The organism is Actinoplanes sp. NPDC051411 (genome assembly GCF_040682075.1).
In the GTDB taxonomy this organism is placed as follows: Bacteria; Actinomycetota; Actinomycetes; order Mycobacteriales; family Micromonosporaceae; genus Actinoplanes.
This window is the reverse complement of sequence record NZ_JBFBAD010000061.1, coordinates 17,146-35,214: the sequence shown is the minus strand read 5'-3', so window position 1 is coordinate 35,214 and position 18,069 is coordinate 17,146. Positions and strand designations below refer to the sequence as shown.

The following is an 18,069-nucleotide window of genomic DNA, read 5'->3' as shown; positions in this document are numbered from 1 at the left end:
TCCTCGGTCGGTGCGCCTCCACCCTACGGCGTCGGGCTGTGACGCCCGGCCTTAAGGTACGGGGCATGTCCGATGATCGGTGGAACACGGTCCTGGTGCTCGGCGGGATCCGGTCCGGCAAATCCGCGTTCGCCGAGGCACTGGTGTCCGGCGCGCCGTCGGTCCGTTACGTGGCGACCGCGGTCGGCGGCGAGAACGACCCGGAGTGGCTGGCCCGCATCGAGGAACACCAGCGCCGGCGGCCCCAGTCGTGGTCGACCGAGGAGACCGCCGCCGACCCGTCCCGGCTGGCCGACCTGTTGACCGAGGCCAAGCCCGACGAGACGCTGCTCATCGACGACCTGGGCGGCTGGGTGGCGGCCGTGCTCGACCCGGCCCGGCAGCCCAACGACGACCAGGCCGACGTGGCCGCGCTGGCCGAGGCCGTGCGCGCGTGCGCGGCCCGGGTCGTGTTCGTCAGCCCCGAGGTCGGCCTGTCGCTGGTGCCCTCGACGCCGATCGGGCGGGCGTTCGCCGACGCGCTCGGCACGACCAACCAGGCCCTCGCCGACGCCTGCGACGCGGTCGCGCTGGTCGTCGCCGGCCGTACGATCTGGCTCAAGGGCCGGGCCTCGGCGGCGGCCGACCGGAAAATCAAGTTCGAGGCGCCGACGATGGTCGCGCCGCAGCCGGCCGCCGAGCCGGTCGCCGCGGCCGCGATCGTCGAGACCGAACCGCAGGCCCTCGACACGCTGATCATCCAGGTCGGCATGGACCTGCCGCTGCCCGACGACGACGCCGGTGTGGACGCCCGCGAGCGTCTGGACACTCTCGACTTCGCCGGGGCCGGCCTGGGCGTGCTGGTGGTGGCGGTCGAGTTCGCGGCCTCCGCCCAGGGCACCCCCACACCGAGCCCGTGGACCGCGCCCCGCGTGCTGCTGATCACCGGCGGCCACTCCGGCGGCGCCGCGGCGGGCGACGACGCGGCCGACGTGGAGCGCCGGATCACCCAGGTGACCGAGGGCGTGGGCGTGCTCAACCGGCTGGCCGGCCAGGCCGGCGCCGACATCGCGCTGGTCCGCACGTCGACGGTGGCCGAGATGGAGGACGGCCCGGTCCTCGACGAGGCGGGCGTCGACGCGGCGCTGCACCGGGGCTGGCAGCTGGCCGACGCCGCCGCCGAGGATGGTCGCGACGTGCTGGTGCTGGCTTCGATCGGCGTCGGCACCGACGCGGTGGCGACCGCGGTCATGGCCGCCACGACCGGTGCCGAGCCGGTCTCGATGCTGCCGCGGGTGCTGCTTCCGGGCGGCCGGTTCGACGACGACTCCTGGATGGTCCGCTGCGCGGCGGTCCGCGACACGATGCACCGCATCCGGCAGGAGCCGCGCGGCGCGATCGACATCCTGCGCCAGATCGGCGGCCCCGACCTGGCGGTGGCGACCGGCGCGGTGCTCGGCGCGGCCAGCCGCCGCATGCCGGTCGTGCTCGACGGGCCGGTCGGGGTGGCGGCGGCGCTGATCAGCCGCGACATCGCGACCCAGGCCCGGCACTGGTGCCTGCTGCCCGACACCGGCGATCTGGCGCTGGTGCGGCAGGGGGCCGACGTGCTCGGGCTGGCGCCGGTGGTCGACCTCGGGCTGGGGCTGGGCGAGGGCGCGAACGCGCTGGCCGCGCTCCCGTTGCTGCGCACCGCGATCGGGCTGGCCGCGGCGGCCGGCGAGCACCCGGCACTGACCGCCGAGGCGGCCGGCGCCGGCGAGACGGCGGGCGCCAGCGAGACGGCGGGCGCCAGCGAGACGGCCGAAGCCGCCGAATCGGCCGGCACGGGCGAGACGGTCGACGACGCGAGGGCCGAGGCCGAGAGGGCCAACACCGAGAGGGCCGACGAGGCCGGCGCGACGGAGCTGATCGTGCCGAACGACGCCGACGTCGACCTCGCCGAGCCGGAGCCGGCCGGCCCGGGCCCGGCCACCAGCGAAACCGACCCGAGCGACTCGACAGCCCCGGACAGCCGGACCGACCCGAGCGATCCGGCCGACCCGGCCGACCCGAGCGACCCGGCCGACCCGAGCGACCCGGCCGACCCGAGCGACCCGGCCGATCCCGCGAACCCAAGCGACCCGGCCGATTCCGCCGACCCGGCTGACCCGAGCGATCCCAGCGACCCTGCGGCCGCTGACAACCAGACCGGCCCGAGCAACTCGGCGCGCGCTGACGGCCAGACCGGTCCGGCCGCCCCCGGGGACGCGCCGAAGCGTCCGGGCACGACCGCGGGGTGATCGACGGGCTGCGGCTGGCGTTCACCACGCTGACCGTTCTGCCGATCCGGGGCGGCCGGGTCGACCGGGCGACCGCACGGGTCGCGATGAGCGTGGCCCCGGCGGTCGGCGCGGTGCTCGGGCTGGTGCTCGGCGGCCTGCTCTGGCTGCTGCGCGAGGCACAGGCGCCCACCCTGGTCGCGGCCGGCGTGACCGTCGCGGCGGCCGGCCTGCTCACTCGGGGCATGCATCTCGACGGGCTGGCCGACACGGTCGACGCGCTCGGCTCCTACCGCCGCGGCGACGAGGCTCTGGCCGTCATGAAGAAGGCCGACATCGGCCCGTTCGGCGTCGCCGCGATCGCGGTCACGATGCTGATCCAGGCCGGCGCCCTGACCGGGGTCTCGGCGGGCGCGGTCGTTGTCGCCTGGGCGGCGGGCCGGCTCGCGATTCCGGTCGCCTGCCGCCGCGGGGTGCCGGCGGCCCGGCCCGACGGCCTGGGCGCGCTGGTGGCGGGCACGGTTCCGGTGCCGGTCGCGGTCATCGGCGCGATCCTGGTGGCGGGTGCGGCGATTGCCGCCACCCCGGACCGTCCGTGGCAGGGGCCGGCCGCCGTCGTCGCCGCGGGCGCCGTCGTGGTCCTTCTGGTGCGACATTCCGTACGCCGGTTCCACGGCATCACCGGCGACGTGCTGGGTGCGGCCGTCGAGGTGGCGACCACGGTGGCCCTAGTCGGGCTGTCGCTGGGCTGAGTCGTACGCCTGGACGACCCGCTTGGGTGCGGTGCGCCGCCACGCGTCCTCGACGACCCGCCGCAGTTCCGGCGGATCGGCGTGGCCGAGGTCGACCCGCACCCAGCCGAAGCGCCCCACATAGGCCGACTTCGCGTAGACCGACGGCGCACCGGCGATCAGCTCGGCCTGCTCCTCCGGCGAGGCTTTGACCGAGACGAACGGGGAGTCGGGGTCGCCCATCACGAAGATCTTCTCGCCGTAGCGCAGGGTGTGCTCGTTCCAGCGCTCGACGAAGACCTCCCGGGTGCCGGGCAAGGCCAGCACCCAGGACCGGATCTCCGCGTAGGTGAGAGTCACCGCACCGAGGTCCGCACGAACGGTGGCCGGGTCACCCGCGCCTCGACCTTGCGACCGCGGATGTCGATCTCGACCAGGTCGCCGTCGGCCACGCCGGCCGCGGTGTCGATCAGCGCGAGCGCGATCCCGACCTTCTTGGTCGGCGAGAAGGTGCCGCTGGTCGTCTCGCCGATCGCCTGGTCGCCGGCGTAGACCGCCATGTGCCCGCGCGGGATGCCCCGCCCGGTGAGCTCGAGGCCGCGCAGCGTGCGGCGCGCCCCGGCCGCCTTCTCGGCGACCAGCGCCTCGCGGCCCCAGAACGCCGGCTTGTCCCAGCCGACCGCCCAGCCCGACCGGGCCTGCACCGGGGTGATCTCGCGGGACAGGTCCTGGCCGTGCAGCGGGTAGCCCATCTCGGTGCGCAGCGTGTCGCGGGCGCCCAGGCCGCACGGCTGCACGCCCTCGGCGACCAGCGAGTCCCACACCGTGACCGCGTCGTCCCACGCCACGACCAGCTCGTAGCCGTGCTCGCCGGTGTAGCCGGTGCGGCACACGATGACGCCGGCCTCGCCGAGCCGGGTCTGCACGAACGACATGTAGTCGTGGTCGGTCGGCAGTCCCAGGTGGGTCAGCGCCTCGATCGAGCGGGGGCCCTGGACGGCGAGGATCGCGTACATCCGGTGTTCGTCGTTGATCGTGATGCCCTCGGGGGCCGCCGCCGCCAGGCGGCGCACCACCTCGGCCGTGTTGGCCGCGTTGGGGATCAGGAAGACCTCGTCGTCGGAGATCAGGTAGGCGATGAGGTCGTCGATCACGCCGCCGTCCTCGGCGCAGGCGAGCGTGTACTGCGCCTGGCCGGGCTTGATGCGGCTGAGGTCGTTGGTGAGGCAGGAGTTGACGAAGTCGGCCGCCCCGGCCCCGCGGACCCGGGCCTTGCCCAGATGCGAGACGTCGAAGGCGCCGACGGCCTCGCGAACCGAGGCATGCTCGCGCAGCACGCCGCCCCCCGCGTATTCCAACGGCATCTCCCAGCCGCCGAAGGCGGCGAATTTCGCACCGAGGGCGACATGCCGCTCATGCAGGGGCGAACGGAACAGGGCATCGGTGACCTCGCCAGACATGAGAGTCAACTTACCCGTGACCTCGCCCTTGGTTAGAGTCGCGGGGGACACCCCACCGAAACGACCGGCGCGCCCACCAGGCGCCCGGCATCCAGATGCGCGGAGAGCCCGAGTGAGCCTGCCCAGCCTTCGCCTGGTCGACACCGACCCGGCCGAACTGACCGTCGACGCCATCGTCATCGGCCTGCACAGCCAGCCTGACGAGGCCGGCACCCTGCTGCCCGCCGCCGGCGCGGAGAGCATCGCCGCGGCCTTCGACGGCCGGCTCACCGCGACCCTCGCGCTGCTCGGCGCGACCGGGGCGGCGGGCGAGGTGACCAAGCTGGCCACCCTGGGCACGATCGCCGCGCCGCTGGTCGTCGCGGTCGGCCTGGGCGACGAGCCGTCCGGCTCGGCGCCGGCGCCGGAGACGCTGCGCCGGGGCACGGGTGCCGCGGTGCGGGCGCTGGCCGGCAGTGGGACGGCCGCGCTGGCCCTGCCGGTTCCCGACGACGCGGACGGTCCGGGGGTGCTGCGGGCGATCCTCGAGGGGGCGCTGCTCGGGTCGTACAGGTTCGCCGGCTACAAGACCAAGCCGTCGAAGACCCGGCGCGACCCGGTCGCGGCGCTGCAGATCCACGTGGCCGACGCGAGCGACGCGGCGGTGGCCGCCGAGCTGACCCGGGCCGAGGTCGTCGGCCGGGTCGTGCGACTGACCCGCGACTGGGTCAACGAGCCGGGTAACGTGCTGCGGCCGCCGCAGTTCGCCGACGCGGTGGTGGCGGCGGTCGAGGGCACCGGCCTCGAGGTCGAGGTGCTCGACCTCGACGCGCTCAAGGCCGGCGGGTACGGCGGCATCGTGGCGGTCGGGCAGGGTTCGGAGGCGCCGCCGCGGCTGGTCAAGCTCACCTACACCCCCGAGGGCGTCGACAACCCCAAGAAGGTGGCGCTGGTCGGCAAGGGCATCACGTTCGACACCGGCGGCATCAGCATCAAGCCGAACGCCGGCATGTGGGAGATGAAGTCGGACATGGCCGGCGCGGCCGCGGTCGGCGCCGCCATGCTCGCGGTGGCCGCGCTCAAGCCGGGCGTCTCGGTCACCGGTTACCTGGCGATGGCCGAGAACATGCTGTCCGGCTCGGCCTACCGGCCGGGCGACGTGATCACGATGTTCAACGGCAAGCGGGTCGAGGTGCTCAACACCGACGCCGAGGGCCGCATGGTGCTCGGCGACGCGATCGCGCGGGCCTGCGCCGACGGTGCCGAATATGTCTTCGAGGCCTCCACCCTGACCGGCGGCCAGGTGATCGCGCTGGGCACCCGGGTGGCCGGCCTGATGGGCTCGGACGCGGCGACCGCACTGGTCAAGGCGGCCGGCGACGCGGTCGGCGAGCCGGCCTGGCCGATGCCGATGCCCGACGAGGTGCGCAAGGGCATGGAGTCCGAGATCGCCGACATCTGCCAGGTCAACGCGAACCTCGACCGGGCCGGGCACATGCTGCAGGGCGGTGTCTTCCTGCGGGAGTTCGTGGCCGAGGGCGTCGAGTGGGCGCACATCGACATCGCGGGCCCCAGCTTCCACACCGGGGAACCGACCGGCTATCTCACCAAGGGCGGCACGGGCGTCCCCGTGCGTACGTTCCTCAAGCTGATCGACGACCTGGCCTGAAGCGCGGCAGTTACCAGCAACCCGAAAGCGGCAAGAGGGAAGCGCCACCCGCTCATTGCGGGCGGCGCTTTTGCCGGGAGTTGTAATCGCGCATGCGCTGCGGATAACCCAGCAGGCGGACGTCATAGACCGGCATTGAGAGCTGATGGGCGAAACGGCGGGCGACCTCGGGTGACTCAATGCGCCGGCGGGTCCACTCGCCGTCGTGTGCCACGAGCAACAGCGTGGTCTCGGTCACGGTGGTGCGGGGCTCGATGAATGCCTCGACCCCGCGGCGCGTGCGGACAAACTCGGCGAGGTAGTCCAAGTCGGCCCGGTCAACCGGCGTAACACGAACCCCACGCGGCTCCCTGCCACGCCGAAACCAGGCCACTTCCCGCTCCTCACGCTCAATTGCCGCAAGGGTACGTCCCGGCCGCATGTCGCGGGGCACCTGAGTGCATTGACCGGTTCTCCAAGTGACAAGATGGCGTGGACGCACTGTCACGTTTCCATTGTGTGACCCACATGGCGACGACCCGACCTCTGGAGTCAACGTGAGCCAGCCGAACGGCGGAACCTTCGACCTCGTCATTCTCGGCGCCGGCAGCGGTGGTTATGCGGCCGCCCTGCGCGCGGCCGAGCTCAACCTTTCGGTCGCGCTGATCGACAAGGCCGAGTGGGGCGGCACCTGCCTGCACCGCGGCTGCATCCCGACCAAGGCGCTGCTGCACGCCGCCGAGCTCGCGGACCAGACGCGTGAGAGCGAGCAGTTCGGCGTCAAGGCCGATCTGATCGGCATCGACATGGCGGGCGTCAATTCGTACAAGGACGGGGTCGTCGGCCGGCTCTACAAGGGCCTGCAGGGCCTACTCAAGCAGGACAAGATCACCCAGTTCGCGGGTCACGGCAAGCTCGTCGCGAAGGACGCGGTCGAGGTCGACGGCCAGCGCGTCACCGGGCGCAACATCATTCTGGCGACCGGGTCTTACTCGCGCTCGATCCCCGGCCTCGAGGTCGACGGCAAGCGGGTCATCACCAGCGAGCACGCGCTCAAGCTCGACCGGGTGCCGTCCTCGGCGATCGTGCTCGGCGGCGGCGTGATCGGCGTCGAGTTCGCCAGCGTGTGGAAGTCGTTCGGCGCCGACGTGACGATCCTCGAGGCTCTTCCCCGCCTGGTCGCGGGCGAGGACGAGGAGATCTCGAAGCAGGTTGAGCGGGCGTTCCGCAAGCGCAAGATCAACTTCAAGGTCGGCAAGCCGTTCGAGAAGGTCGAGCACACCGAGAACGGTGTGCGCGCGACGATCGCCGGCGGCGAGACCGTCGAGGCCGAGGTGCTGCTGGTCGCGGTCGGCCGCGGCCCGACGACCGCCGACCTGGGCTACGAGCAGCAGGGCGTCACGCTCGACCGCGGCTTCGTGATCACCAACGAGCGGCTGCACACCGGCGTCGGCAACATCTACGCGGTCGGCGACATCGTGCCCGGCCTGCAGCTGGCGCACCGCGGCTTCGCGCAGGGCATCTTCGTCGCCGAGGAGATCGCCGGGCTCAAGCCGGCCGTGATCGACGAGATCGGCATCCCCCGCGTCACCTACTGCGACCCCGAGGTCGCCTCGGTCGGCTACACCGAGGCCAAGGCCAAGGAGAAGTTCGGCGCCGATCAGGTCACGACGTACAACTACAACCTCGGCGGCAACGGCAAGAGCCAGATCCTCAAGACCCAGGGCTTCGTCAAGGTGGTCCGGCAGGTCGACGGCCCGGTGCTCGGTGTTCACATGGTGGGCGCGCGCATGGGCGAGCTCGTCGGCGAGGCGCAGCTGATCTACAACTGGGAAGCGTTCCCCGAGGATGTCGCCCAGCTGATCCACGCCCACCCGACGCAGAGCGAGGCGGTGGGCGAGGCGTTCCTGGCCCTGGCCGGCAAGCCCCTGCACGCCCACAGCTGATCTCGTTGGTCTACGAAGCGGTTAAGGAGTTCTGAGACATGCCGGTATCGGTCACCATGCCGCGGCTGGGTGAGAGCGTCACCGAGGGCACCGTCACGCGCTGGCTGAAGCAGGAGGGCGAGCGCGTCGAGGTCGACGAGCCCCTTCTCGAGGTGTCGACCGACAAGGTCGACACCGAGATCCCGTCGCCGGCCGCGGGTGTGCTGACCCGCATCGTGGTCGGCGAGGACGAGACCGCCGACGTCGGCAGCGAGCTCGCCGTCATCGCCGGCGAGGACGAGGACGCCGGGTCGGCCGAGCCGGCGCCCGCGCAGCAGCAGCAGGCGGCGGAGTCCGAGCCGGAGCCGGAGCCCGCCGCTCCGAGCACCCCGTCGACCGAGAAGCCGGTCGAGGAGGAGGCACCCGCCCCGCAGACCCCCGCGCCGGCCGCCTCCGCGAGTTCGGCGGCCGAGGGCACCGCGGTCAAGATGCCCGCGCTCGGCGAGAGCGTCACCGAGGGCACCGTGACCCGCTGGCTCAAGCAGGTCGGCGAGACGGTCGAGGTCGACGAGCCGCTGCTCGAGGTCTCCACCGACAAGGTCGACACCGAGATCCCGTCGCCGGTCGCCGGCACGGTTCTCGAGATCAAGGTCCCGGAGGACGAGACCGCCGACGTCGGCGCCGACCTCGCCATCATCGGCACCCCGGGCAGCGCGCCGGCGGCCGCGCCCGCTCCCCAGCAGGCCCCGGCCCCGCAGCAGGCTCCGGCCCCCCAGCAGGAGTCCGCGCCGCAGCAGGAGTCCGCTCCGGCCGCCGAGTCCCCCGCCGAGGCCCCGCGCATCGAGTCGGCGCCCGCGCCGAGCTTCTCGCCCGCCGGCGAGTCGTACGCCGACCCGGCTCCGGCGGCCGAGACCTCCAGCGACCCGGCCAAGGCCGAGGCGGAGTCCGAGCCGAACGCGCCGACCACCGGCTTCGCGCCCGACCCCAACCAGGTCAAGGCCAACGGTGCCGGCGACGCCGGCTATGTCACCCCGCTCGTACGCAAGCTGGCCGCCGACAAGGGCGTCGACCTGTCGGCGCTGGCCGGCACCGGCGTCGGCGGGCGCATCCGCAAGCAGGACGTGCTCGACGCGGCCGAAAAGGCGGCCGAGAAGGCGGCAGCGGCCAAGGCGGCTCCCGCCCCGGCGGCTGCCCCGGCCCGGTCCGGTTCGGCTCCGGCCGCCCCGGCGGTCAGGCCGGCGCCGAGCCCGCTGCGCGGCCGCACCGAGAAGCTGACCCGCACCCGGGCCACCATCGCCCGGCGGATGGTCGAGTCGCTGCAGGTCTCGGCCCAGCTGACCACGGTCGTCGAGGTCGACCTCACCCGGGTCGCCCAGCTGCGGGCCCGGGCCAAGGAGGCGTTCCAGGCCAAGCACGGCGTCAAGCTGACCTACATGCCGTTCCTGGCGCTGGCCACGATCGAGGCGCTCCAGCAGCACCCGGTGGTCAACTCCTCGATCGACGTCGAGGCCGGCACGGTGACCTACCACGACGGCGAGCACCTGGGCATCGCGGTCGACACGCCCAAGGGCCTGATCGTCCCGGTGATCCGTGACGCCGGCGACCTCAACCTGGCCGGCCTGGCCAAGCGGATCGCCGACGTGGCCGACCGCACCCGCAACAACAAGATCAGCCCGGACGAGATCTCGGGCGGCACGTTCACGCTGACCAACACGGGCAGCCGGGGCGCGCTCTTCGACACCCCGATCATCAACCAGCCGCAGGTCGGCATCCTCGGCACCGGCGCCCTGGTCAAGCGCGCCGTGGTCATCGACGACCCGGAGCTGGGCGAGATCATCGTGCCGCGCTCGATGATGTACCTGGCCCTCAGCTACGACCACCGGATCGTCGACGGCGCCGACGCCGCCCGCTTCCTGGTCACGCTGAAGGAGCGGCTCGAGGGCGGCCACTTCGAGCCCGAGCTCGGGTTGTAACTCGTCGCCCCGTACGGGAAACAAGCGCGCCGGATCTTCCGGCGCGCTTGTTCGTTTTGAACCTGTTCGAGTTCGGGAATGATGGGTGGCATGCGGATCCTGATGGCCGGCGCGTCCGGTTTCCTCGGCACGCGGCTGGTCGATCGGCTGCGGGCGAGCGGGCACGACGTGACCCGGTTGGTGCGGCGGCCGGCCTCCGAGCCCGACGAGATCAGTTGGGAGCCCGCGCAGGGACGTCTCGACCCGGCGGCCGTCGCGGCGGCCGACACGGTGATCAACCTGGCCGGTGCCGGGGTGGGCGACCACCGGTGGACGCCGCGCTACAAGAGCCTGCTGCGCTCCAGCCGGGTCGACAGCAGCGGCACGATCGCCCGGGCCATCCGGCAACTGGCCGAGGCCGACCGGCCGGGCACGCTGCTGCAGGCGTCGGCCGTCGGCTGGTACGGCGACACCGGCGACCGCGAGGTGACCGAGGACGAGCCAGCCGGGCGCACCTTCCTGGCCGACCTGTGCCGGGTCTGGGAGGCCGCCGCCCGCCCGGCCGAGGACGCCGGCACCCGGGTCGTGGTGATGCGCACCGGCCTGGTCCTCGACCCCGGCGCGGGGCTGCTCAAGCCGCTGCTGCCGCTGTTCAAGCTGGGCGCCGGTGCCCGCATCGACGCCGGGCGGCAGTGGATGCCGTGGATCGCGCTGTCCGACTGGATGGACGCGGCCGAGTTCCTGCTCACCCACGACGAGGTGGCCGGCCCGGTCAACCTGGTCGGGCCGCGGCCGGTGACCAACGCCGAGTTCACCAAGGCGTTCGGCCGGGCGCTGCACCGGCCGGCCCTGCTGGTCGTGCCCAGCGTGGTCGTCCGGGCGGCGCTGGGTGAGTTCGGCGGCGAGGTGCGTAACAGCCAGCGGGTGCTTCCGGCGGCGCTCGAGCGGGCCGGATTCCGGTTCGCCCACGCCGACATCGAGAGTGCGTTGCGGAACGCGCTTGATCGTGAACCGGCGGCGTGAGCTTGCTAACCTGCGGCTGATGTCCGTCGCCGCCAAATCCCCCCCGTCATCGTCCGAGGACCGGCCTGCTCCCCCGCCACGGTCGACCGCCCGGGCGTGGCGCGCCCACGTCATCGTGGCGGTCATCGCGCTCGCCATGGCCTTCTACGTCACCTACGGGCTGTGGGTCGACCCGCACGGGCACACCATCGCCGGCAACGTGGGCGACCAGTCGTTCTTCGAGTGGACCCTGGCCTACGGGGTCTATCTGCTCCAGCACGGCGGCAACCCGTTCTTCACCACGCTGATGAACGCCCCGCTCGGGGTCAACCTGGCCGCCAACACGTCGATCACGGTCTACGCGATCCTGCTCGCGCCGCTCACCAAGCTGGCCGGGCCGCAGATCAGCTTCGTCACCGTGCTCACGCTCAACCTGGCCGTCTCGGCGTACGCGTGGTTCCTGTTCCTGAGCCGCTGGGTGGTGCGGCACCGGCTGGCCGCCGCGGTCGCCGGGCTGTTCTGCGGGTTCGCGCCCGGCTTCGTCTCGCACGCCAACGGCCACCTCAACTGGACCGCCGGCTGGATCGCCCCGCTGGTGCTGTGGCGGCTGTTCAAGCTCCGGGCCGACGGCCGGCTCGGATGGCTGCGCAACGGCGCCGCGCTCGGGGTCGGGCTGGCGGTCGGATTCTCGATCGCCGCCGAGGGGCTGTTCTTCGTCGCGTTGGCCGGCGGGGTGTTCGTGGTCGCCTGGGCGCTGCAGAAGTCCACCCGGGCCGAGGTCCGGGCGGTGCTGCCCCGCGTGCTGGCCGGCCTGGGCGTGACCGCGGTGGTAACCGGCGGGCTGCTCGCATACCCGCTCTACATGCACTTCGCGGGGCCGCAGACGTTCGGCAAGACCGGGTTCAGCCAGCGTGACTACTCCGAGGACTTCGCGTCGTACCTGGCCTACGCCGACCGCTCGCTGGGCGCGCTGGCCGGGCTGCGTAACAGCCTGGCCGCCAATCCGACCGAGGAGACGTCGTTCTTCGGGCTGCCGCTGATCGTCCTGGTAATCGCCGGGCTGGTCCTGCTCTGGAAGCGGGCCGATCCGGGCCGGCGGACCACCCTGCGCGCCCTGATGATCGTCGGCGGGGTCTTCATCGTCATCTCGTGGGGGCCGCGGCTCCAGTTCTTCGGGAACAACACGCCGATCCCCCTGCCGTACGCGTTCCTCGCCCGCCTGCCCCTCTTCGACGCCGCCCTGCCGGCCCGGTTCTCGCTGGTGCTGGTCGGGGTGTTCGGGGTCGTGCTGGCCCTGCTGGCCGAGGCGCTGCTCGACGCCGGGGTGAGCCAGCGGGCGAGCGCGGGGTTCGCGGCCGGGTTCGCGCTCGCCCTGGTGCCGATCTTCCCGCTGCCGGTGCTCGTCACCGGCCGGGCGCCCGAGCCGCGCTTCATCGCCGACGGCGCCTGGGAGCGGTACGTGCCCGACAACGGGGTGATGAGCGCGCTGCCGTTCGGGCTCAACGTGTCGGCCGACGCTCAGCGCTGGCAGGCGTACACGATGGCCCGGGGCGGCAAGCAGTTCCGCATCCCCGACGGATATTTCCTCGGCCCGGAGGCCGTGCCGGACGAGAACGGCGAGATCAAGGGCCGCATCAGCGCGCCGCCCCGGCACACCGACTGGCTGTTCCTGCGGGCCGCGTTCTACGGCTACCAGGCCAACATCACCAACCGCGACCGGCAGTGGGCGCGGGACGACTTCGCGTACTGGAACATCGACGCGGTGTTCCTGCCCGCGACGGTGACCGGGCCGGCCGGGATGCTCGACCACGCCGCGCTCGAGGCGACGACGACCGAACTGCTGGGGCCGCCCGAGCAGGTCGAGGACGTGCTGGTGTGGCGCATCCGTCCGGGCCTGGATCCGATCGACCGGTAATCCCGGCGCTAGGGTTGGACCCGTGACAACACCCACGCTCACCGTGCTGCGTCCCGGCCTGGTCGACTACCGCGAGGCCTGGGCCGAGCAGCAGCGTCTGCACGAGGCGGTGGTGTCCGGCGACCAGCCCGACACCATCCTCCTGCTGGAGCACCCCAGCGTCTTCACCGCGGGCAAGCGCACCGAGCCCGCCGACCGCCCGTTCGACGGCACCCCGGTGGTCGACGTCGACCGCGGCGGCAAGATCACCTGGCACGGGCCGGGTCAGCTGGTGGGCTACCCGATCCTCAAGCTGGCCGACCCGATCGACGTGGTGGCCTACGTGCGCCGGGTCGAGCAGATGCTGATCGACGTGTGCGCCTCCTTCGGCGTCGCCGCGACACGGGTCGAGGGGCGCAGCGGGGCCTGGGTCGCCGGCGACGGCACCCGGCCCGACCGCAAGATCGCGGCGATCGGCATCCGGGTCGCGCGCGGGGTGACGCTGCACGGGTTCGCGCTCAACGCCGACTGCGACCTCGGCAACTTCGACCGGTTTGTGCCGTGCGGCATCCGCGACGCCGGCGTGACCTCGCTCAGCGCCGAACTGGGCCGGGACGTGACCGTGGCCGAGGCGCTGCCGGTGGTCGAGCGACACTTGTCTACCCTGTTCTGATGCTGTTCTACCGGGACCCGACCGACGGACGTGTGTTCGTGCCCAAACAGGGCGGTGGGGTCTCGCTCAACTTCGCCCACGGCGTCTCCTGGGCGATCCTGATCTCCATGACGGTCGTCCCGCTGATCATCGTGATCGTGGTGACGATCGCGGTTCTCGTCTGAACGGTTGTGGGCAAATCCGCCGCCGGCCCCGGGAAGCGGGACCGGCGGCGGCTTTTCGGGCGTGGCGTGCAGCTTCAGCGGGGCGGGACCGGGCCGGGCGTACCTCTGAAGGCCGCGCCCCCGCGGCCGTGAGTGATCGTCAGGGTTTGATGCGGTGCAGGTCGCGCGGGAAGGCCGTCACCTCGCGCACGTTGGCGACGCCGAGCAGCCGGGCGACCAGCCTTTCCAGGCCGATGGCCCATCCGCCGTGCGGCGGCATTCCGTATCGGAACGCGTCGAGATAGCCCTCGTACGCCTCGAGCGGTTCGCCCATCGCCTGAATAGCTTTGACGTAGTCGTCATAAAGATGCAGGCGCTGTCCGCCGGTGACGATTTCGAGTCCGCGGAAAAGTAGGTCGAATCCGTTCGAATATGTGGGATCGACCGGGTCGGGATGGGTATAGAACGGCCGTTTCCGCATCGGATAGCCGGTGACGTAAACGAATTCCGAACCATGCTCCTTGAGCGCCCATTCGCCGATCGCCCGTTCGTCGGCCGGCGCCAGATCGGGCTCGCCCGGGTCGGCGCCGGCGATGCGCAGGGCCTCGGCGAAGTGGACCGCCGGGATTTCGGACGGCACCTTCGGCGTCGGCGCGCCGGCGCGGGCAGTGATGGTCGCCATCATCACGCTGAGCGTGCGGGTCAGCGCGGCCATCACGTCGCGGTGATCGGCGACGAAGCCCATCTCGGCGTCGAGCGACGTGTACTGCGCGAGGTGGCGGGCCGTGTCGCTGGGCTCGGCCCGGAACACCGGGCCGACCTCGAAGACCCGTTCGAACACCCCGACCATGATCTGCTTGTAGAACTGGGACGACTGCGCCAGGTAGCCGGGGCGGCCGAAGTAGTCGAGCTGGAACACGTTGGCGCCGGACTCGGTGGCACTGGCGACGATCTTCGGGGTCTGGATCTCGACGAAGCGCTGCTCGCTGAGGGCCGTCCGGAAGCCGGCGGTCGCGGCGGCGGCGACCTTCAACGCGGCCCGGCGCACCGGGTGCCGCAGAGCCAGCGCCGCGTGGTCGAGCTGGGTCGGCAGCGTCGCGGTCAGAACGGGCCGGTGCAGCTCAAACGGTATTTCGGCCGCTTTCGCCAGCAGCCTCACCGCCGGGTCGACCAGCTCGATGCCGCCGGGAGCCTGCTCGTTGGCGGTCACGGTGGCCGTGACCTCGACCACGCTCTCCTCGGTGAGTTGCTCGAGCTCGGCCCGCGCCTGGGGGTCGTCGACGACGATCTGGGCCAGGCCCTCGGCGTCCCGCAAGATCAGGAAGGCGACCGATTTGAGCAACCGGCGGCGATGGATCCAGCCCGCGACCGTGACGGTCTGGCCGGTGTGCGCCTTGAGCCGGCTGGAGAGAATGCGTTGCATGGCGGGTGACCTCCTCTGGTGACTGCAACGCGGCCCCAGGGAGGTGTGGGCGAGCGGGAACCTCGCGGTGCCACCACACCTTCGCGCCCGCTGAGTCGAGGGCGCCTCTTGGTCGTGCAACGGCTCCGGAGTGTCTTCACGCCCCGGCGCACGGGCCACCTTCACAGCTTGTGGTGGCTCTCTCGGCCGGCGTATCGAGGCGTTACTTGGCTCCGTCACTGCCGTCGATGAACCTTAACGTTCGGAGACCTGCAGGAGAAAGGCAATTTACGGTGTACAGGTGAGGGCAGTCACATCAACCTCCACGTGAGCCTCGTCGCCCATGTCTCGGCACCGCCCTATTCAGGCGTAACCTCGGGGCTGTGACTATTGCTCCCGAGGGCCGCCGCATGCTGCGCATCGAAGCGCGCAACGCCGAAACTCCCATCGAGCGGAAGCCTCCGTGGATCAAGGTCAAAGCCAAGATGGGTCCCGAATACACGCAGATGCGCGGGCTGGTGCAGAAGGAAGGCCTGCACACCGTCTGCCAGGAGGCGGGCTGCCCCAACATCTACGAGTGCTGGGAAGACCGCGAGGCGACCTTCCTCATCGGCGGTGACCAGTGCACCCGCCGCTGCGACTTCTGCCAGATCGACACCGGCAAGCCGGCCGAGTTCGACGCCGACGAGCCCCGTCGCGTCGGTGAGTCGGTGGCCACGATGGGCCTGCGCTACGCGACGGTCACCGGTGTGGCCCGCGACGACCTGCCCGACGGCGGCGCCTGGCTCTATGCGGAAACGGTCCGCCAGATCCACAAGCTTCAGCCGGGGTGCGGCGTCGAGCTGCTGATCCCCGACTTCAACGCCGACCCCGACCAGCTGGCCGAGGTCTTCGGTTCGGCGCCCGAGGTGCTCGCCCACAACGTCGAGACCGTGCCGCGCATCTTCAAGCGCATCCGCCCCGGCTTCCGCTACGAGCGCTCGCTCGACGTGATCACCCAGGCCCGGGCGGCCGGGCTGGTCACCAAGAGCAACCTGATCCTCGGCATGGGCGAGGAGCGGTCGGAGATCTCGGTGGCCCTGCGCGACCTGCACAACGCCGGCTGCGAGCTGGTGACGATCACGCAATACCTGCGTCCGACGCCGCGCCACCACCCGGTCGAGCGGTGGGTGAAGCCGGAGGAGTTCGTCGAGCTGAGCGCGGAGGCCACCGAGATCGGCTTCGCCGGCGTGATGAGCGGGCCGCTGGTCCGGTCGTCCTACCGGGCCGGCCGGCTCTACAAGCAGGCACTCGAGGCGCGCGGCTGAGCGGCCGCTCTCTTTCGAAGCCCCGGCGGTTCGCCGGGGTTCCCCGTAGCCTGGGGCAATAGGGACAAAACGCTTCTTCTCGGCGCTCGCCGTCGCACTTTGCCTGGTCGCCGCCGGCTCGGCCGCCCGGCCCGCGGCGGCCGCCGCCGCCTGCGTTTCCTCGGACAACGCGACCTACCGGCACTCCTTCGACGGCGGCGCGGGCACCGCCCGGGTCACTGCCGTACGCCCGTTGTGCTCGGGACAGAAGCAGACGTTCTCGCTGGTCTCGTACACGACATCGAGCGCGGGCTTCGCCTACCCGCAGTTCATCTACGACTCCGACCAGGCCACGGTCGACCCCGCCCACCCAACGGTGCATCTGGCCGTCACGGTGCCGGCCTGCTACTTCCAGGTCGACCTGATCTTCGGCTCGTCACTGTTCAACGAGGTGGTCAACGCCGACTCGAACTACGCGAACCTCAAACTGGGCGCGCCCTACGGAACCGGCAGCCGATCCGACGGGCCCTACGGGGGCGATGCCGACGGCCGCACCCCGTGCCTGCCGAAGCCGCTGGTCACCTACGAGAACGCGTGCGACGGCACCTTCACCGCGACCCTGGCCAACGAGCCGGCGGCCAACATCGACGCGGTCTTCATCGTGGCCGGCCAGCGCGTACACGTGAAGCCGGGCCGAACCGCCGGCGCCCGGCGGCGCACCGGCAGCCTGAGCATCCGCGACAACACGTTCACCACGCACATCGCGTCGTGGGAGAAGCCGGCGTCATGCTCGTCCGGCTCCCCATCAGTGACCTCGAAGCCGGCCGGTCCGACTCCCCCGCCGTCCTCCGGCGTGGGGAGCGGTCCGACCACGCCGCCGACCTTCACCGACTCGATCGCGCCGCTCGACCCGACCGACGACGGCGGGATCCCGGTCAACCCGGGCGCGCCGACATCGGCCGCGGCCGCGCCGGTGAGCGACTCGGGCAGCTCGAGCGCGCTGATCATCGCCCTGGGCGTCGTCCTGATGCTCGCCGGCCTGGTGATCCTGGTCCGCGTCCTGAAAACCTTCCGGCGGCCCTAGGTCGCGTGCGCGGCGATGGTTATCCGGGTTTGGTTCAGCGGCCAAGCAGACCCCGTGGCAGTCTCTCAATACGCGGACTCCACTGGCGGTCGAACCACTCAGGCGGGTCGAGACATTCGCAACGGGATGCCGGCCGGATATGTCGTGCTGTGCCTGCTGATCGTCGCCGCCGCGGCTGTCGCAGTGCTGCTGGTCGCGGTCAATCTCGCGCCAACCCCGCCGTTGGGCCTCCGTCCAGCATGAACGCCAGCCCGGTGAACGGCGCGGCACCCTCAACAGCAGAAGATCTGAGCTATCAGCTCAGCGCGTCGCCTGGCAATTCACGCTCGGTCAAGGTTTCGGCCAAGGCGTCCGGCCAACCAGAGCCGCGACTGACGTACTGGTTCATGCTCGAGGTGGATTACGGCAAGGGATACGTCGAGTACTATCCTCGCTGGACGATGACCGGGAGGAGCAAGTATTTCGACGTCAAACTCCCGAATGAGGCGGATACAGAATACAGTCGGATTGGCCAAGTCTACGGCCTGAACAGCACTCAGAATACTCAGGCCGAGGCTAAACTCGGGCGGCAAAACGAGAGCAGCGCGGAAGACTTTTTCACCAAGGCAATCGGCCGACCAGTATCAAACGCTGTTAAGTTGCCATACTGA

The 18,069-nt window shown here is 71.6% G+C and carries 16 protein-coding genes; 12 read left to right on the top strand and 4 right to left on the bottom strand.

Annotated features, from left to right (window positions below; translation table 11 throughout):
* Positions 1-65 precede the first annotated feature (65 nt).
* Together AB0M88_RS29980 and AB0M88_RS29975 are read left to right on the top strand one after the other, a co-directional pair.
* Positions 66-2,261 (top strand): bifunctional adenosylcobinamide kinase/adenosylcobinamide-phosphate guanylyltransferase, encoded by a 2,196-nt coding sequence (locus tag AB0M88_RS29980; protein ID WP_364108102.1) that lies wholly within the window; start codon positions 66-68, stop codon positions 2,259-2,261.
* Positions 2,258-2,992: an adenosylcobinamide-GDP ribazoletransferase gene (locus AB0M88_RS29975; protein WP_364108100.1), complete on the top strand. Its 735-nt coding sequence runs from the start codon at positions 2,258-2,260 to the stop codon at positions 2,990-2,992. The genes AB0M88_RS29980 and AB0M88_RS29975 overlap by 4 nt, the downstream gene beginning before the upstream one ends.
* On the opposite strand, the gene AB0M88_RS29970 is transcribed toward AB0M88_RS29975, so the two are convergent.
* A complete protein-coding gene (locus AB0M88_RS29970; RefSeq protein ID WP_364108098.1) occupies positions 2,969-3,331 on the bottom strand; it encodes an MmcQ/YjbR family DNA-binding protein in 363 nt (120 codons plus the stop codon). The two genes, AB0M88_RS29975 and AB0M88_RS29970, sit on opposite strands and share 24 nt — an antisense overlap.
* Positions 3,328-4,431: a glycine cleavage system aminomethyltransferase GcvT gene (gene gcvT / locus AB0M88_RS29965; RefSeq protein WP_364108096.1), complete on the bottom strand. Its 1,104-nt coding sequence runs from the start codon at positions 4,429-4,431 to the stop codon at positions 3,328-3,330. The genes AB0M88_RS29970 and gcvT overlap by 4 nt, the downstream gene beginning before the upstream one ends.
* Positions 4,432-4,543: 112 nt before the next feature.
* On the opposite strand from gcvT, the gene AB0M88_RS29960 reads away from it, so the two are divergent.
* On the top strand, positions 4,544-6,079 hold the full coding sequence (locus AB0M88_RS29960; RefSeq protein ID WP_364108094.1) for a leucyl aminopeptidase: 1,536 nt from the start codon (positions 4,544-4,546) through the stop codon (positions 6,077-6,079).
* Positions 6,080-6,131: 52 nt separating this feature from the next.
* Here AB0M88_RS29960 and AB0M88_RS29955 read toward each other — a convergent pair whose 3' ends face one another.
* Positions 6,132-6,452 (bottom strand): hypothetical protein, encoded by a 321-nt coding sequence (locus tag AB0M88_RS29955; RefSeq protein ID WP_364108092.1) that lies wholly within the window; start codon positions 6,450-6,452, stop codon positions 6,132-6,134.
* A gap of 163 nt (positions 6,453-6,615) precedes the next feature.
* Here AB0M88_RS29955 and lpdA point away from each other — a divergent pair, with 163 nt between their 5' ends.
* The 6 genes from lpdA (at position 6,616) to AB0M88_RS29925 (ending at position 13,668) form a co-directional block, all read left to right on the top strand.
* Complete coding sequence (lpdA, locus tag AB0M88_RS29950; RefSeq protein ID WP_364108089.1) at positions 6,616-8,004, top strand: dihydrolipoyl dehydrogenase; 1,389 nt, start codon at positions 6,616-6,618, stop codon at positions 8,002-8,004.
* A 38-nt stretch (positions 8,005-8,042) separates the two neighbouring features.
* Complete coding sequence (sucB, locus tag AB0M88_RS29945; RefSeq protein ID WP_364108087.1) at positions 8,043-9,956, top strand: 2-oxoglutarate dehydrogenase, E2 component, dihydrolipoamide succinyltransferase; 1,914 nt, start codon at positions 8,043-8,045, stop codon at positions 9,954-9,956.
* Positions 9,957-10,046: 90 nt separating this feature from the next.
* A complete protein-coding gene (locus AB0M88_RS29940; protein WP_364108085.1) occupies positions 10,047-10,958 on the top strand; it encodes a TIGR01777 family oxidoreductase in 912 nt (303 codons plus the stop codon).
* Positions 10,959-10,977: 19 nt separating this feature from the next.
* Positions 10,978-12,852, top strand: a complete 1,875-nt coding sequence (locus AB0M88_RS29935) for a DUF2079 domain-containing protein (protein WP_364108083.1) — start codon at positions 10,978-10,980, stop codon at positions 12,850-12,852.
* 22 nt (positions 12,853-12,874) lie between these two features.
* Positions 12,875-13,504, top strand: coding sequence for a lipoyl(octanoyl) transferase LipB (gene lipB, locus AB0M88_RS29930; protein WP_364108081.1), 630 nt, complete (start codon positions 12,875-12,877; stop codon positions 13,502-13,504).
* Positions 13,504-13,668, top strand: coding sequence for a peptide ABC transporter substrate-binding protein (locus tag AB0M88_RS29925; protein WP_364108079.1), 165 nt, complete (start codon positions 13,504-13,506; stop codon positions 13,666-13,668). Before lipB ends, AB0M88_RS29925 begins: the two co-directional genes overlap by 1 nt.
* Before the next feature lie 139 nt (positions 13,669-13,807).
* Here AB0M88_RS29925 and aspS read toward each other — a convergent pair whose 3' ends face one another.
* Positions 13,808-15,070: an aspartate--tRNA(Asn) ligase gene (gene aspS, locus AB0M88_RS29920; RefSeq protein ID WP_364108077.1), complete on the bottom strand. Its 1,263-nt coding sequence runs from the start codon at positions 15,068-15,070 to the stop codon at positions 13,808-13,810.
* 389 nt (positions 15,071-15,459) lie between these two features.
* Between aspS and lipA the strand changes: the two genes are divergently transcribed.
* From lipA to AB0M88_RS29905, 3 genes are all read left to right on the top strand, one after another.
* Positions 15,460-16,356 carry a lipoyl synthase gene (gene lipA / locus AB0M88_RS29915; protein WP_364108163.1) on the top strand — a complete coding sequence of 299 codons (897 nt, stop codon included), beginning with the start codon at positions 15,460-15,462 and terminating at the stop codon, positions 16,354-16,356.
* 232 nt (positions 16,357-16,588) lie between these two features.
* Positions 16,589-17,419 carry a hypothetical protein gene (locus AB0M88_RS29910; protein ID WP_364108074.1) on the top strand — a complete coding sequence of 277 codons (831 nt, stop codon included), beginning with the start codon at positions 16,589-16,591 and terminating at the stop codon, positions 17,417-17,419.
* Between the two features lie 239 nt (positions 17,420-17,658).
* Complete coding sequence (locus AB0M88_RS29905) at positions 17,659-18,069, top strand: hypothetical protein (RefSeq protein WP_364108072.1); 411 nt, start codon at positions 17,659-17,661, stop codon at positions 18,067-18,069.

Coding starts and splice junctions, on each gene's coding strand:
- sucB (WP_364108087.1), top strand. CDS start 8,043: ATGCCGGTATCGGTCACCATGCCGCGGCTGGGTGAGAGCGTCACCGAG.
- AB0M88_RS29980 (WP_364108102.1), top strand. CDS start 66: ATGTCCGATGATCGGTGGAACACGGTCCTGGTGCTCGGCGGGATCCGG.
- lipA (WP_364108163.1), top strand. CDS start 15,460: ATGCTGCGCATCGAAGCGCGCAACGCCGAAACTCCCATCGAGCGGAAG.
- AB0M88_RS29925 (WP_364108079.1), top strand. CDS start 13,504: ATGCTGTTCTACCGGGACCCGACCGACGGACGTGTGTTCGTGCCCAAA.
- AB0M88_RS29905 (WP_364108072.1), top strand. CDS start 17,659: ATGAACGCCAGCCCGGTGAACGGCGCGGCACCCTCAACAGCAGAAGAT.
- AB0M88_RS29935 (WP_364108083.1), top strand. CDS start 10,978: ATGTCCGTCGCCGCCAAATCCCCCCCGTCATCGTCCGAGGACCGGCCT.
- gcvT (WP_364108096.1), bottom strand. CDS start 4,431: ATGTCTGGCGAGGTCACCGATGCCCTGTTCCGTTCGCCCCTGCATGAG.
- AB0M88_RS29940 (WP_364108085.1), top strand. CDS start 10,047: ATGCGGATCCTGATGGCCGGCGCGTCCGGTTTCCTCGGCACGCGGCTG.
- aspS (WP_364108077.1), bottom strand. CDS start 15,070: ATGCAACGCATTCTCTCCAGCCGGCTCAAGGCGCACACCGGCCAGACC.